The organism is Enterobacter cloacae complex sp. HYC003_NIDB (assembly GCF_056673375.1).
In genome coordinates this window covers 3,483,738-3,499,845 of record NZ_CP114220.1, presented here as the reverse complement: position 1 = coordinate 3,499,845, position 16,108 = coordinate 3,483,738, and the positions used below count along the sequence as shown (strand labels likewise).

13 protein-coding genes are annotated in these 16,108 nt (G+C 57.1%); 6 read left to right on the top strand and 7 right to left on the bottom strand.

The window, feature by feature from the left end; translation table 11 throughout:
• Positions 1 to 2: 2 nt before the first annotated feature.
• The 7 genes from ptsP to dcuC form a co-directional block, all read right to left on the bottom strand.
• A complete protein-coding gene (gene ptsP, locus O1722_RS16690; protein ID WP_033486417.1) occupies positions 3 to 2,498 on the bottom strand; it encodes a phosphoenolpyruvate--protein phosphotransferase in 2,496 nt (831 codons plus the stop codon).
• Positions 2,499 to 2,520: 22 nt separating this feature from the next.
• On the bottom strand, positions 2,521 to 3,561 hold the full coding sequence (gene ypdE / locus O1722_RS16685) for an aminopeptidase (RefSeq protein WP_033486416.1): 1,041 nt from the start codon (positions 3,559 to 3,561) through the stop codon (positions 2,521 to 2,523).
• Positions 3,534 to 4,646, bottom strand: coding sequence for an aminopeptidase (ypdF, locus tag O1722_RS16680; RefSeq protein WP_033486415.1), 1,113 nt, complete (start codon positions 4,644 to 4,646; stop codon positions 3,534 to 3,536). Before ypdF ends, ypdE begins: the two co-directional genes overlap by 28 nt.
• Positions 4,647 to 4,657: 11 nt before the next feature.
• Entirely contained in the window at positions 4,658 to 5,908 is a 1,251-nt protein-coding gene (locus O1722_RS16675) for a PTS fructose transporter subunit IIC (protein WP_017382484.1), read from the bottom strand.
• A gap of 27 nt (positions 5,909 to 5,935) precedes the next feature.
• Complete coding sequence (locus tag O1722_RS16670) at positions 5,936 to 6,259, bottom strand: PTS fructose transporter subunit IIB (protein WP_017382483.1); 324 nt, start codon at positions 6,257 to 6,259, stop codon at positions 5,936 to 5,938.
• A gap of 173 nt (positions 6,260 to 6,432) precedes the next feature.
• Positions 6,433 to 7,242 (bottom strand): ribonuclease I, encoded by an 810-nt coding sequence (rna, locus tag O1722_RS16665; protein WP_058686640.1) that lies wholly within the window; start codon positions 7,240 to 7,242, stop codon positions 6,433 to 6,435.
• Between the two features lie 94 nt (positions 7,243 to 7,336).
• The gene (gene dcuC / locus O1722_RS16660) at positions 7,337 to 8,704 is read right to left on the bottom strand and encodes an anaerobic C4-dicarboxylate transporter DcuC (protein WP_017382481.1); all 1,368 of its coding nucleotides are present in this window, start codon (positions 8,702 to 8,704) and stop codon (positions 7,337 to 7,339) included.
• Between the two features lie 340 nt (positions 8,705 to 9,044).
• Between dcuC and O1722_RS16655 the strand changes: the two genes are divergently transcribed.
• The 6 genes from O1722_RS16655 to pagP all read left to right on the top strand — a co-directional run bounded on the left by O1722_RS16655 (position 9,045) and on the right by pagP (position 16,107).
• Positions 9,045 to 9,446 carry a hypothetical protein gene (locus O1722_RS16655; protein ID WP_033486413.1) on the top strand — a complete coding sequence of 134 codons (402 nt, stop codon included), beginning with the start codon at positions 9,045 to 9,047 and terminating at the stop codon, positions 9,444 to 9,446.
• Between the two features lie 53 nt (positions 9,447 to 9,499).
• On the top strand, positions 9,500 to 9,793 hold the full coding sequence (locus O1722_RS16650) for a copper-binding protein (RefSeq protein WP_017694319.1): 294 nt from the start codon (positions 9,500 to 9,502) through the stop codon (positions 9,791 to 9,793).
• A gap of 11 nt (positions 9,794 to 9,804) precedes the next feature.
• Positions 9,805 to 11,061, top strand: coding sequence for a TolC family protein (locus tag O1722_RS16645; RefSeq protein WP_023303289.1), 1,257 nt, complete (start codon positions 9,805 to 9,807; stop codon positions 11,059 to 11,061).
• A complete protein-coding gene (locus tag O1722_RS16640; protein WP_023303290.1) occupies positions 11,058 to 12,257 on the top strand; it encodes an efflux RND transporter periplasmic adaptor subunit in 1,200 nt (399 codons plus the stop codon). The genes O1722_RS16645 and O1722_RS16640 overlap by 4 nt, the downstream gene beginning before the upstream one ends.
• Positions 12,254 to 15,370 (top strand): efflux RND transporter permease subunit, encoded by a 3,117-nt coding sequence (locus O1722_RS16635; RefSeq protein ID WP_100151219.1) that lies wholly within the window; start codon positions 12,254 to 12,256, stop codon positions 15,368 to 15,370. The genes O1722_RS16640 and O1722_RS16635 overlap by 4 nt, the downstream gene beginning before the upstream one ends.
• A gap of 161 nt (positions 15,371 to 15,531) precedes the next feature.
• On the top strand, positions 15,532 to 16,107 hold the full coding sequence (pagP, locus tag O1722_RS16630) for a lipid IV(A) palmitoyltransferase PagP (RefSeq protein ID WP_017382475.1): 576 nt from the start codon (positions 15,532 to 15,534) through the stop codon (positions 16,105 to 16,107).
• The last annotated feature ends 1 nt before the right edge of the window (position 16,108 follow it).

Genomic DNA, 16,108 nt, shown 5'->3' with positions numbered 1-16,108 from the left:
AGTCAGAACGTGATTTCAGCGTTCAGCAGATCCAGGATACTTTGCGGCGTCGTTGCTGCAAACAGCGACTCGCGAAACGTTTTATTGACCAGCTTTCGCGCCAGCTGGGAAAAGACCTTCACGTGATTAATCCCTTCCTGAGCGCCGAGCGTCAGCATGATCACCAGCTCGACGTCGCCCAAATCCGACTCCCAGTCAATCGCCTTGTCCAGGCGGGCAATGCTGATGCTGGAGTGGCGTATCCATTGCGATTTGGTGTGAGGGATCGCCACGCCAAACCCGACGGCGGTGGTGACAATCTCTTCGCGTTGCCAGAGATCTTCTTCAAGCTCCAGCGGGTTTTCGGTCCTGCCATGAATCGCAAGATTTCCGCATAAGAACTGAAACACCTGCTCTTTTGAGGTCAGCGGCTCATTGACCACGATAGTCTCCAGCGCCAGCAATGGACGCGGCGGCGCTTCCGGTGTGAAATCCGCCAGCAGGGCTTCAATCTCCTCTGCGCTGCGGCTGTCGCAGGCCTTTTCCGCCAGCGCCCGGCAGGTTGCCATGTCCAGCTGACGCAGCTGGGTTTTTACCGCAGGGATGCGCGGCCCGCTCATGCTGAACTCATCTAAGCCCAGACCAAGCAGAAGAGGGAGGTAGCGCTGCTCTCCGCCAAGTTCCCCGCAAATGCCGACCCATTTCCCGTGACGATGCGCTGCGGCGACAATCTGGCGAACCATGCGTAAAAAAGACGGTGTGATGGGGTTATACAGCGCCGAAACGCGCGGGTTGTTGCGATCGACAGCGTAGAGATACTGAGTCATATCGTTCGAGCCGATACTGAAGAAATCCACCTCTTCGCAGAAGTGATCGATGATAAAGCAGACTGAAGGCACTTCAACCATGATCCCCAGCGGCAGGTGTGCGGTGTGACGTAACCCCTGTGAGGCCAGGGCGTCACGAACGTTTTGCAGCTCCTGTTTGATCCATAAAATCTGATCGAGACTGTGCACCATCGGGATCATCAACAGCGCATTGCCGCTGGCGCCTGCGCGTAAGATCGCGCGCAGTTGGGTGCGGAAGAGATCGGCAAATTCGGGATAAATACGAACGGCACGATAGCCGAGGAACGGGTTTTCTTCCTGGGGAATGTTCAGGTAAGGGATCTGCTTATCGCCGCCGATGTCCATTGTGCGAAAGATGACCGGCTTGCCCTGCGCGGAGAGCAGCACCTGCTGATAGGCTTCGAATTGCTCCTGCTCGTCCGGCGCGGAGTCTCTGTCCATATACAGCATTTCAGTGCGAAACAGCCCGATACCCTGCGCGCCGCAGGTAAACGCCCCGGGCGCTTCCAGCGCGCTGCCGATGTTGGCGGCAATCTCTACCGGTACGTTGTCGCGGGTGAGTGCTGGAAGACCCGCATCTTTGATCTGCTGCTGGTGGCGTCGGTTGGCAAGGCGCTGCGCCACGCTGTAGTAATCATTCACCGCGTCGTTGGGTTCAACGACCAGCACGCTACAGATGCCGTCCAGAATGACCTCTTTTCCCATCAACGGTGCCAGCGAGGCGACCGTTAAACCACTCAGCACAGGCACGGAGGCCGCGCGTGCCAGGATCAGCGTATGCGACGTCCGGCCTGTTTTTTCAAGCACCATGCCTTTCAGGTACTGCGTGTCGAGGCTGAGAAACTGGCTGGGCGTCAGATCTTCCGCCACCAGAATAGTGGGAGCGCTGAGGGTGAATGCGGAGGTTTGCTGCAACTCCGGCCAGGTAATGTTAAGAAGCTGCTCGCTGATGTCGCGAATATCGCTGACGCGTTCACGCAGGTAGTCGCTGGCGGAGAGCGACAGCTTGTCGCAGATCAGCTCCATGTTACGAATGATCGCCTCCGCAAGGCTTAGCCGCTCCTCGGCGATCAGTCGGCGTATGGTGCCGCCAAACTCCTCATCCTGGATCAGCGAAAGATGCGCGCTGAGAATGGTTTTACTCTCGCCGTCCAGCCCGCGCAGACGGTGGTTGAGCTGTTCAGCCAGTGTCGCCAGGCTGTGTTCCAGGCGGGTAATATCTTCCGGCGAGGCGGGGATCTGACAATAACGTTTGAGGTTATCGCTCTGCCAGCCTCGCAGAGTGCCAGCCCCGATGCCACTGGCGAGCGTAATGCCGTGCTGAAGGTGGGGAGCAAGCCTTACAAGCGAACGGGGCAGGGGATGCGCAACGTGCGGCGCGTCGCCGGAGGGAATACTGTCGCTGTCGATAAACGCGCCGGTGAGATACGCCTCCAGCACGCGTCGGGCCTGCTCCTCGTCGCTGCCGTTAATTTCCAGCACGCAGCTGTCATTAAACAGCGTACCGGTACTGATCAGCGCCAGCGAGCTTTTGGCATCCGCGTGAGTGTTAAGCCGTCTGTTGATAAAACGGATGTCGCTGCGCCATGCGCTGCACTGCTCTTTTAACGCCCAGGCCGGACGCGCATGCAGGCCGTTGGGCAGTGGGCAGAAAAATTCAATTGAAAGCATACTTCCTCCTGGCCGCGTGAGATCAGCATCTGAAGTCCGTCAGATGATCCACGGTCTCACGGTTCATGCCTGCCACAAGCGCGACAAGCAGTTGTTGGGTGTGATGAATGTCTTTTTCGTCGGCAATGGATGCCGCGCAGTGCCCGTGTCGGGTCGGGGGACCAAGCACAAGAGTCGGCACGCCAGTGCCGGAGAGATGGATCGCCCCGCCGTCCGTTCCGCCGTTGCTGAACATGTCTTTTTGCAGCGGGATCCCTTGCGAGCGCGCGATCGTCTCAGCCAGCGCAATCAGTTTGGCTGGGGCGATGAGCGTTTTGTCGTACAGCACCAGCATCGGGCCCGCACCGATCTGGCGATGGTTGGCGCTGCCATAATCGAAATTTTTTGACCAGCAGGCGGTATCCAGCACCAGCGCGATATCAGGATGAATGGCGCGCGTGGCGGTCTGGCCGCCGCGCAGGCCGACCTCTTCACTTGAGCTGGCCACCAGCCAAAGCTCGCAGTCGAGCGGCGTCTGGTGCAGCTCGCGCAGCAGCGTGATCAGCAGGTAACAGCCGAGACGATCGTCGAAGGCTTTACCCATCACCCGATTGTGGGGAAGGGTCTGAAAGGGTGTATCGAACGTCACGCGGTCGCCTGCGTCGATACCGGCGGCGAACACCTCCTCCGCAGACGTCGCGCCAATGTCGACACGCAAATTGTCAACGTTTTCTCCTTTCAAATCCCCATCCAGCAGTCCCGGTATTTTTTCCCCGTTACGCGTGGTGATGCGCACCGGCTGAAGGGTACGGGCCATCATGCGCACGTTGCCGATGGGCAGGACATCAATGGCCCCTTCGCGCGAGACGCTACGCACCATAAAACCGACTTCATCCATATGGGCGCAGACCATCACCTTCGGGCCCCGGCTCTGGTTGACGCGGATAAGCACGGAACCCAGCCCATCAAACTGAACCTCTTTATGGTATTTTTGCGCCTCACTGAGCAGGATGTCGCGCACCTCTTGCTCTGAGGCCGCAATGGCGTCTGCTTCGCTCAGGGCGCGCAGTAAATCTCTGTCCACTCTTGTTCTCCCGTCAGCAATAGCCGTTTGTCGAGGGTATAAAGCACCTCGGCGCCCGTTTCCGTCACCAGCACCACATCTTCAATTCGTACCCCGCCCTGGTGTTCAAGGTAGATCCCCGGCTCAACGGTCAGCACCATGCCGGGCTGCAACGGGGTGCGGTCGGTAGGGGAAAAACGTGGATTTTCATGGACATCAATACCAATGGCATGACCGGTGTTATGCCCGAACTGCGGACCGTAACCTGCACGTTCAATCACGGAACGTGCGGCGCTATCGATCTGATGACAGGAAACGCCGGGGCGGATGGCATCAATGGCCGCCTGTTGTGCCGCCAGAACGATCTGGTACACCGCATAGAGAGGGTGCTCCTCCGGCGGCGTGTTTTGCCCGGCGACAAGAAAGGTCCTTGTCATATCCGAGCAATACCCCTGGTGTTGGGCGCCGAAATCAAGGGTGATCATCTCGCCAGGCATAATCACTTTGTCAGAGGCTTTGCCGTGGGGCAGCGCACCGCGCGGCCCGCTGGCGACAATGGTGTCGAAAGAGGGCTTGTCCGCACCCTCCTGCTTCATAAACCACTCCAGCTCGGCAGCGACTTCACGCTCGCGCATACCGGGCTGAATGAAACGCCGGATGTGCTGTGCGGCGCGGTCGGCAATGCCGCATGCTGCACGGATACGGTCGATTTCGTCAGCGCTTTTTATCTGCCGCAGCGCGTCGAGCGAGGTGCTGCAAAGGGTGGTATTCAGCGTATCGCGCCACAGCACGCCTGTTTGCCAGCTCACGTATTCACCCTCAAAGCCAAGACGGGCGAGATTGTCCTTCGCAATAATCTGGTTCACCGCCTGCGCAAACGGGTTCTCCGTGTTAAGCAGGTGCATTTCATAGCCCGCCGCTCGTGAAGCGATATCGCTGTAGTAACGGAAATCCACCAGGATATGTGCCGCGGTTTGTGTCACCAGCACATATCCCGAACCGGTTGAAATGCCCAGGTGCGGCTGTTTATTCTGGCGCGAAGAGATGAGCACGCCGTCCAGTTTTTCCGCAGCCAGCCAGGCACGAAGCCTTCTCAGTAATTCCATGGTTCACCCCGTTACAGCGTGTCGATAGCGAGTTTTCCGCGCTTGTGCAAACTGTTACGAATAATCACGACCAACAGCGCGGTGATCGCCGCCCCGACCACAATACTGAGCATGTACGCCCCCAGATTGGTGACCAGCGGCCACGCCCAGATCGCCGATTCAGGGAACCACTGCACGGCACCGAGCGCGGTGGCGGTCATCGCACCCGCGATCGCACCCGCCATATACGCTGGCAGCGTCGCAAGCGGATTTTCCAGCAGAAACGGGATGGCCCCTTCACTGATGCCCATAAAGGCGAGGAACATGGCCGTTTTGCCTTGCGGATAAAGCTGCGGACTAAACAGTCGTTTGCCGGTCAGACGATGGTCAATCAGCGTGGCCAGCCCCAGACCAATGGGCGGAATAACAATCGCCACGGCGCGGGAGGTGATGGGCAGGACATGATCGGTTGTCAGCCCCAGGCCAACAAATCCCGCCGCTTTGTTAATGGGGCCGCCAAGATCAATCGCCGTGGCCGCCGCCATCCCGATGGCGTACATCATGGAGCCCGCCTGACCCGCCGCCAGCAGTACGGTCCGCATACCTGCATTCAGCCAGCCGCCAATCGGCGTGATGATGTAATACATCGCCAGCATCACAAACAGCGCCGAGAGGATTGGGATCAGAAAGGTGCTTTTAAAGGCCAGCAGATACTGCGGTACGTTAATACGGCTATTCAGCCATTTGACCAGATAGCCTGCGGCTATGGCGATAATCAGCGCGCCAATAAACGTGGAGGGCACGGGTTTGGTGGCAAGCCAGGTCAGTTTTTCCGCATCAAAGTTCAGCACCAGCGTCGGCTGCGTGGCGACAAGGCCACCGATAAACCCGGCCGGGAAGGCCAGCTTTCCGCCGATAGAGTTGGCGACAAAGGCGGCAAACATCGGGATGGCGAAGCTGAACAGCAGCCCGCCGAACGATTCGGTCAGATAGCCAAATTTCAATACCGAGAGATTGAAACCGGTGAATTTGCCAGAGTTAAGCGCGTCGAGAATACCGGTGTCAGGCGGGATCTCCAGCCAGACGTAGGCGATGAGCTGTGAAATGGCGAGGATAACCCCGCCCATGATAAGCGTTGGCACCATGCGGGATATCCCCGACATAATGTGCTGTGGAAGCTCTTTCCAGAAAGACGCACCGGCGGCAACCGGTGCGGATTTGATAGCAAGTGTGTCACCCTCGTGACTGTCCGGGCGAACCGCGCTGCGTTTTTTAATAGCCATGACGAAAACCCCTGGGTGTGAGGATTATTATTGTTCTGCTGCAATCATCTCTTCGATCTCTTTCAGGGTGCCTGCCGCGTTTTTAATAGCGTCCTGAAGCGTAATCTCATACACGTCGCGCGTTTCGAAGCGCTCATTGTCTTCCGGGGTGATCGCGATGGCGTGGATAATAATGTCAGCGTCGGCAATATCCTGCGGGGTCAGGCGATTCTGGATCCCGTCCGCGCCCTGGGTTTCAATTTTTACCTCATAACCGGCTTCCGTCGCCGCGTCTTCCAGCGCCTGGGCTGCCATGAAGGTATGTGCCAGGCCCATCGGGCAGGCGCACAGTGCAATCAGTTTTTTAGCCATGTGAAATTCCTCCTGTAGTTAACGCCATGATTATGGCGGGGAGGTTTCAGTGATGTTTACCGGATTAATAATGCTTTAGCTGGAAAAATGATGCGTGTGAGCGGAAGTGTGAGGTTAATCGTCATATCACGGAAATCAATGAAAAACCGGGCAAAAAGGTGCCCGGCGCAGCATCAGTAACCGGCTTTATCAATGACAAACTGTTTGCCGCAGTTGCCCGGATGCGGCTGTGGCGCAAAGGAGCCGGCAGAGAGCGGGTTGTTGATGGTGCTGGCGTTCAGCGAGATCTGCATCTCGGTCAGATAAGCCGGATTGCCGTGGCAGGTAAGCTTGAACGCTTTTACGCTCTGTTTCCCCCAGCTTTTGGCCACGGCTGCATCGAAGTCGCTGCGGCGGACGGTTTTGCCATAATTTTCCGCCAGAAATTTTCCTGCCGCGCTGTGCTTCACCTCCTGGTTCATGCGCACCATGGTGCCGAAGTAAGCGTCGGGATCAAAACCAAAGCAGACGCCGTGTTTCGCGTATTCATAACGTTCAAGGCAGGAGTTGCCGCCCGCGCCGGGCATCACGCTGTTCAGCTTCGCCGCGCCGGTTAGCGATAGTCCGGTCTCTGCGGCGTCACATTTGCGGCTGGCTTTTGCTTCCGGCATATTCGGAACCGGACGAGTGGCACAGCCGAAGCGCATCCAGCGGCGTTCATCCACTCCGCGAGCGGTAATAGATTTCGGCAGCGCGGGCCATAAGCCGTGGACGGTCAGAAAATCGGTTTTGTTGCTGCTCTCTTTTTGCAGGCGACACTCTTCCGGTTCGTCACGGTTACGTTCGACCATGCTCTGGCAAAATCCGGTTTGCCAGGAAAGGGCCAGAACGTAGCGATCGAAATCGCCGTACTGGGTTGGCTTAAGCGGATCTGCCTGAATTGAGAAGACACAGAGTGCAAGCGCTACTGCGCCAGACGGGATAACGATATCCTTCCTGAACATTTGCTTTCCTGATTGGTTGGGCGCGATTAATTTCTGGGGGTTATTAAAGCACAAAAAGCGCCCGCAGGCGCTTTTTGGAAATCAGGAATTTCGCTTAGGCAGCGCCGGGAACCAGTACTTCGGTGGCGATAATAACGATAATCAGGCCAACCAGCACTGGCACTGACGTGCGTTTTACCACTTCAAACGGAGAGATTTTCGCCATCCCCGCAACCGCAACCACCACGCCCGATACCGGAGAAATGGTACGACCCAGGTTGGAAGCCTGAAGCATTGGAATGGACAGGTAAGCCGGGTTGATGCCGGAGGAGTGCGCCAGCTTAGGGATCATCTCAACAAAGGCGTAGAACGGCGCGTTACCGGAGCCGGTTGTCATCGCCGCCAGCATGGTCAGCACCACCAGCACCAGCATCAGGATAATGCTGGCCGAGCCGAACGAGGTGGCGATAGAGATCAGGCTCTGAATAAAGCCGATGGTGCTCAGCCCCTGGGCAAACACCCCCGCGGCAACCAGCAGCATCACCACGCCCGCGAAGGCATCCGCCATACCGCGGAAGGCAACTTCCAGACCCGTGAACACTTTCTGGGTGTTAAAACCACGAACGAATTCCAGGATGGCCGCCAGCAGCATACAGATCACCAGGATAGTGATGATGTGCAGCTGCGGGCCCCATTTGCCGTCGAAAATAAGCACGCCAATAATCGGCGTGAAGGGCAGGATGGAATAAAACGCCGGGGCGGTAGTGGTGATTTCGCTGACGTCCATCATTTCGTGGCTGACGTTCTCTTTCTTATCGAGATAGCGCTGCCAGAAGAAATGCGCCACGCCCATGCCGAGAATAGCGGTGATGGAGATCGGCAGTGTGGTTTTGAAGGCGAAGTCAATCAACGACATTTCCGCGGCTTTTGCGGCCAGCACTACGTCACCGGAAGTAGGGGAGAGAATAATCGCCGCCGGAGAGGCGCAAATAGCCGCCGCTGCGCCACGGCTGATCCCGACGTTAACCATTACCGGGAACAACGTTGCCATTAACAGCACGCCAAGGCCCGTTGCTGAGGAAACGGCTAATGACATCAGACAGGCCAGGAAATAGGCCGCGACCATCAGCAGATAGGGGGAATTAATATATTGCAGCGGCTTAGAAGCCAGCTTTACCACCATATCATTCGCGCCGATATGGGTCATATAGGCAGCAAATCCGCAGAGCATCATGATCATCATGCCCAGATCGCCGCCGCGGCTCATCAGCAGAATTTTTATATATTCCACAATATCGGTAGCGGTATATCCGGTACTGGCTTCGCTGGCGGGTAAAACCTGATGACCCATTAGCGCGCTAATGATCAGCAGCGTCAGGCCGCCGACAAATAGCACGCCGGTGGCTGAGTAACCTTTAATGATGTAGCGTGCTACACCAACAATGACCACGACTCCAATGAGGAGTTCGAGAAAAGTAAGCATGATTTCCCCTGTATCCTTGCTGCCCGAGAGACAAATAATCAATAAAAAAGAAGCTGAAATGTGCCGAATAAATGTCCAGTCCTTGCTGATTAAAATCAAGAAAGAGACTACTAAAGGCACTGATGACGATATTTTTGCTAACCCTGCGTCATTTATATTAAGACGTTATTGACCTGATGAATAGATATTATATGTCATTAAAATGATGGTGAAGTGTTAAGGTTTTGAGTATTACTTGCCGACAATCGATTTAAAACGTAAATCTCTTTAAAACCACTTCTCTTTCATTCTTTTGCCTGCTTATACTCGGTTCACTTTTACCCTATCCGACGATCTGAATATGCACGCCAGCTGGACATATCGCCTGCGCTTTATCAAAAAACATCTGCTGATGTTTTTGCTGGCGTTTGGCTGGCTGTTGATCCAGAGTCAGGTTGCCGTCGCCTCCCATCAATGTTCAATGGATTTGCGCGGTGAGGTGGCCACCATCCAGCATATGGATATGATGGCGCAACCGGGGCCGCATTATGCTGCCGGTGCTTCACCGCTGTGTGAAAAGCATTGTGTGCCGGATCAGGTACAAAAAGATCCTGCCCAGCTGCATCTGGTGGCGCTGCCTGCCGCCATGACCCTGACCTTAACGACCCCAGAGTGCTCATCTGCAAGCCATTCTGCGTGGTCCGTTACCCCTCCTGCTGTGGGGCCGCCGGCAACGATCCGCTACTGCCGGTTTCGGGAGTAAAAACCTGTTAATTCGTTGATTTTATTTACTTAACGTTTAACAGGAGATTTATCATGCGTACTATATTCCTTTCCGCGCTGGTTGGCGCGTCCGTCTCTTTCGCTTCTTATACCGTTCAGGCAAACCAGACCTGGCAGGGCCACGGCGTGGTTCAGTCGATCTCTGACAGCGCCGTCATGCTCCGGCACGAGGCCATACCGGAACTAAAATGGCCAGCAATGACCATGCCGTTTACTTTATCTGCCGGCGCCACGCTGAATGACGCCAAACCAGGGGATGAAGTGACCTTCACGCTTGAGCGTGCGGGTGACGGTTTCCAGATTATCTCGCTGACGCCAGCACGCTAAGCGAGGTCACCATGAAACAACACACACTGAGCCTGTGGCTCGGTGGGGTGTTGTTCGGCCTGTTAACCTCCGCCGCGCAGGCGGAGCCGTGGACGCTCGAACACACCCTGACCGAAGCCCAGCGCTACTCGGCAGAACTCTCTGCCAGCCGTAACGAAGCGCAGGCGCTGGATGCGATGGCGGATTCCGCCACGCAATTACCTGACCCAAAACTGAAATTCGGTATCGAAAACGTGCCGGTACAGGGCAGCAACGATCGGCGGCTGACGCGCGAAGGGATGACCATGCAGAAGGTTGGCATCATGCAAAGCTACGTCAGCTCAGAGAAGCGGGAACGTAAAGCGCAGACCTTTCAGGCGCAGGCGCGAAGCGTGCTGGCAAAATCCGAGGCCGTCCGCGCCGCGCTTCAGCGTGATACCGCCCAGGCCTGGCTGGATCTGGCGCTGGCCCAGCAGGCGCTGAACACGGCCAGAACGCTGGTCCGTGAAACCGAACGCCAGCGGGGCGTGCAGAAGGCGAGCGTCGGGGCGGGAAGCGCCACGCCGGACAGCGTACTGGCCCTGCAAATGATCCTCAGCGCCATGCGCGACAAAGAGACGCTGGCGCAGCGGGATGTGCAGCTGGCGCAAAGCCGTCTGCTGGAGCTAACGGGGCACGCGATTACGGCGGTTCGCGGTCCGCTGCCGCGCTATCAACGTCTTCCTGCCGATGAAAAAACGTTGCAGGAGGGGATCGTCAGGCACCCGGAAGTGGAGGCCGCACGACGTGAAGCCGAGACCGCGAAAGCGCGTTCAGCGCAATCTGCCGTGGCGGCGATACCCGATGTGGATGTGGAGGTCTATTACGCCCACCGCGCCGAAGGCTATGACGATATGGCTGGCGTGATGTTCAGCGTGGATCTGCCTTTGTTCCAGTCAAAACGTCAGGACAAGGATTACGCCGCCGATGTTTCCCGCTCAATGCAGGCGGTGGATCAACTGACGCTGCTCAAACGCGAACACATTGCCCAGGTGCAAACGCTGGTGGCGCAGTATCAGGCTGCGCAAACGGTGTGGCAGCGACAGCGGGACGAGGTACTGCCGTTGCAGCGTCAACGGCTGGCGGTACTGACGGCGCAATATCGCTCTGGACAGTCGGCGCTTCCGGCCCTGCTGGAGGCGCGTCGTGGCGTACTGGATACGGAACTGGCGGTGAACCAGGCGGAGCGCGAAATGGCGCGAACCTGGGCTGCCGTGAACTGGCTGATCCCGCAGGAGCTGGCGCAATGAAAAAAACAACGTTAATGGCGATTGCCATCGCGATAGCTGCCGCTGGCGGCTATTTTGTCGGAAAGAAGCAGACGCATCAGCCGGCTGCGGCTGCACAACCCTCTGAACGTAAGGTGCTTTACTGGTACGACCCTATGGTGCCCGGTCAGCGCTTCGATAAGCCGGGTAAATCCCCCTTTATGGATATGGATCTGGTCCCGCGCTACGCCGATGAAGCACAGGCGGCGTCGGGCGTGGCCATCAGCACTCAACAGCAGCAAAACCTGGGGATGAAAACCGCCAACGTTGAGATGCGCCAGCTGGTTTCGCCGTTCTCGGCCTTTGCCACGGTTGCAACGGATGAACGTAACGTCTCGGTGGTGTCAGCCCCGGCCAATGGCGTGGTGTCAAAATTGTTTGTTAATGCGCCACAGCAGCAGGTGAAAGCCGGAGAGGCGCTGGCGCAACTGTGGATCCCGCAATGGACCACCGCCCAGCAGGAGTATCTCGCGGTTCGTCAGCTTGGCGATGCCGCATTGACCCGCGCCGCACGCGAGCGGTTGGCGTTGCAGTTTATGCCGGAAGAGGTCATTCGTTTGCTGGAGCGTAGCGGTAAGCCGCAGACCACGCTCACCCTGCGCGCTGACCGGGCGGGCTATGTGGTGAAGCTGGACGTGCGGGAAGGGGCGCAAATCACCGCAACGGCGCCGCTGTTTGAGATCGCCAGCCTCGATCCGGTCTGGCTGGTGGTCGACTACCCGCAAACGCAGGCGCAGTCTCTGGCAGTGGGCAGCAACGTGGTAGCAACGTCAGAAAGCTGGCCGGGGGAGCAATTCCACGGCACGGTCAGCGAATTGCTGCCGCAGATGGAGGCGACCACGCGAACCCTGAAAGCCCGTATCGTGCTGGAAAATACCGCACATAAGCTGAAGCCAGGCATGTACCTCTCCGTCAGGCGTGCGGAAGAGATGAAAGGCCCGCCGGTGCTGGCGGTGCCGGAAGAGGCGGTGATTAACAGCGGAGAGTCTGCGCGTCTGCTGCTGGCCACCGGGGACGGTTATTTCCAGCCTGTGACGGTGACAACCGGCCTGACGGCGCAGGGCTGGACGGCGATCCTGTCCGGGGTCAAAGAGGGCGATAAGGTGGTGACGTCCGGGCAATTCCTCATTGATTCCGAAGCCAGCCTGCGTAGCGTGATGCCGGAGGTGACGCCATGATTGCCGCTGTGATTCGCGCCTCGTTGTGTAACCGCCTGCTGGTGATCCTGGCCGCGCTGATGATGGCCGGCTGGGGCTGGTGGGCGGTGCAGCGCGCGCCGCTGGACGCGTTGCCCGATCTGTCTGATGTGCAGGTCATTATCAAAGCGAGTTACCCCGGAAAAGCGCCGCAGGTGATTGAAGATCAGGTGACCTGGCCCCTGACAACCTCCATGTTGTCTGTGCCGGGAGCTAAAACCGTGCGTGGTTTTTCAATGTTTGGTGACGCTTATGTGTATGTGCTGTTTGAGGATGGCACCGATCTCTACTGGGCGCGATCCCGGGTGCTGGAATATTTAAGCCAGGTACAGGCGCAGTTTCCGCCAGGCGTGAAGGTGTCGCTGGGGCCAGATGCGACGGGCGTGGGCTGGCTCTACGAATATGCGCTGATCGACCGTAGTGGAAAACACAGCCTGGCAGATCTGCGGGCCCTTCAGGACTGTACGCTTAAGTTCGAGCTTAAGACGGTACCGAATGTATCTGAAGTGGCAAGCATTGGCGGAATGGTGCGTCAGTATCAGATCGTGGCGGACCCGGCGAAGATGCGCGCGCTGAATATTACCCACAGCCAGCTATCCGGCGCGGTGCAGGCCGCCAATAAAGAGAGCGGCGGCGCCCTGCTGGAGATGGGCGAAGCGGAGTATATGGTGCGGACAACGGGCTATTTGCGCTCGCTGGAGGATTTTCGCAATGTGGTGATCGCCAACCGCGATGGCGTACCTGTCCTGCTGAAAGATGTCGCCACCATTGGCATTGGCCCGGAGATCCGCCGGGGCGTGGCGGAGCTTAACGGTGAAGGGGAGGTCGCTGGCGGCGTGATCGTGATGCGCTACGGGCAGAATGCGCTGGAAACGCTTCGTGCGGTAAAAGCGAAACTGAGCAAGCTGCAAAAAACGCTGCCGCAGGGCGTCGAGATTGTTCCGGTCTACGATCGTTCCACGCTGATTGAGGAATCGGTCAAAACGCTGACGCACAAGCTGCTCGAAGAGTTTGCCGTGGTGGTACTGGTGTGCGCGCTGTTCCTTTTCCACCTGCGCTCCGCGCTGGTGGCGATGGTCTCTCTGCCGCTGGGGATCCTCGGTGCTTTTGTGGTGATGCACTATCAGGGCATTAACGCGAATATGATGTCGCTCGGCGGGATCGCCATTGCCATCGGGGCGATGGTGGATGCGGCAATTGTGATGATTGAAAACATGCACAAGGTGCTGGAGCAGTGGCGGCATGATAATCCGGGCAAGGAGCCCGCGCCGGGGGAATACTGGCGTCTGGCGGAAAAGGCGGCGGTTGAAGTGGGACCAGCGCTGTTTTGCAGCCTGTTAATCATCACGCTGTCATTTATACCGGTTTTTTCGCTGGAAGCGCAGGAGGGGCGAATGTTCTCGCCGCTGGCGTTCACCAAAACCTGGTCGATGGCCGTGGCCGCCGGGCTTGGGATCACCCTGGTGCCGGTGCTAATGGGCTTTTTCATTCGCGGGAAAATCCCGGATGAGAAGGCAAACCCGATCAACCGCCTCCTGATCCGCCTGTATGAGCCGCTGCTGGACAAGGTACTGACCTTCCCGAAAATGACGCTGGCACTGGCATGTCTGCTGCTGATCGCCACGCTCTGGCCGCTGAGCCGCCTGGGCAGCGAATTTATGCCGCCGCTGGATGAAGGGGATTTACTCTATATGCCCTCCACGCTGCCGGGGATCTCTGCTCGCGAGGCATCGCGGCTGCTTCAGCAGACGGACCGCTTGATCAAAAGCGTACCGGAGGTCGCGAGCGTGTTTGGCAAAGCCGGTCGCGCGGAGTCGGCAACCGATCCCGCGCCATTAACCATGCTGGAAACAACCATTCACTTTAAGCCCCGCGAGCAGTGGCGGCCAGGAATGACGCCGCAAAAGCTGGTGGAGGAGCTTGATAAAACCGTGTCGCTGCCGGGTATTGCCAATGTGTGGGTGCCGCCTGTCCGTAACCGCCTGGACATGCTGGCAACCGGGATCAAAAGCCCGGTCGGCATTAAGGTGAACGGCAATAATATTGCCGACATTGAGCGCGTGGCCCGGCAGATTGAGCAGGTGGTGAAGGACGTTCCTGGCGTTTCCTCTGCGCTGGCGGAGCGTCTGGAAGGCGGGCGCTACGTGGATATACGTATCGACCGGCAAAAAGCGGCGCGCTACGGCGTTTCCGTCGATGAACTGCAAAGCCTGGTCTCCACGCTGGTCGGGGGTGATAACATTGGCGAGGTGATCCAGGGACGCGAGCGGTATCCCATCAACCTGCGTTATCCCCGCGATTTGCGTGATAACGTCGACACGTTGCGGGTGTTGCCGGTAGTGACCGCCAGCGGTAGCCAGGTGGCGCTGGGGGAATTGGCCGATATCGTCGTGACGGAAGGCCCACCGATGCTAAAAAGTGAAAACGCGCGCCTTTCCAGCTGGATCTACGTGGACTTGCGCGGGCGCGATCTGAAGTCCGCCGTGGATGAAATGCAAAAACGGGTGGAGGAGAAGGTGGTATTGCCGCAGGGCGTGTCTCTCTCCTGGTCCGGGCAGTTTGAATATCTGGAACGGGCGACCGCGACGCTCAAAATAGTCTTACCTGTCACGCTGATGATTATATTCGTCCTTTTATGGTTAACCTTCAGGCGGATATCAAATGTCCTGATAATAATGGGGACATTGCCTTTCGCGCTTATTGGGGGCGTGTGGTTACTGTGGCTGCTTGAATATAATTTGTCAGTGGCGGGGGCCGTTGGCTTTATCGCCCTTTCCGGAGTGGCGGCAGAATTCGGCGTAATTATGGTTCTTTATTTGAATCATGCGCTCGATAAATATCACAGGCTGGAGCCAGAAGGGGGAAATACGGTGCTGATGCGGGCGATCCACGAAGGTGCCGTTCTGCGCGTGCGTCCGAAGGTGATGACGGTCGCCACTATTATGGCGGGACTGCTGCCCATCATGTGGGGCAGTGGGAGTGGCTCAGAGGTGATGCAACGTATTGCCGCGCCGATGATTGGTGGCATGGTAACGGCACCGTTATTATCGATGTTAGTTATTCCCGCACTCTACAAATTGTTACATCAACGTTAAATATGTCAACTGCATGTGCTTATTCAGGCATGCAGTTTATGTATCCTCAGATTATTCCCAGGAACGGGATGGTAATTAGGAATAACACTCATGCTGTTAAGCGTTCATTCAAGTATTCTGTGTTAAGGTCTGCACCGAATACTAAATATGGTAATGGCATTGTGATTGTACGAATTAAATTCCCCCTGATTTTGTTGTTTATTATTGGGCAGTTATCGTTTGCGTCTGCGGTTAATGCAGACAGCAATACAGCGGATAAAGGCTGGTTCACCACCTTCACGGATAACGTCGCGCAAACATGGAACGAACCTGAGCATTACGATCTCTATATTCCGGCCATTACGTGGCATGCACGTTTTGCCTACGATAAAGAAAAAACTGACCGTTATAACGAGCGTCCGTGGGGGGCCGGCTTCGGTCAGTCTCGCTGGGATGAAAAAGGTAACTGGCATGGCCTGTACCTGATGGCGTTTAAGGACTCCTACAATAAATGGGAGCCTATTGGTGGCTACGGCTGGGAAAAAACCTGGCGCCCGTTATCAGACGACAACTTCCGTCTGGGGCTGGGCTATACGGCAGGGTTCACGGCGCGTGATAACTGGAAATACATTCCTGTTCCGGTACTGCTGCCGCTTGCCTCCATCGGCTATGGTCCGGCAACGTTTCAGATGACCTACATACCGGGTACCTATAACAACGGTAACGTTTACTTTGCCTGGATGCGGTTTCAGTTTTAAC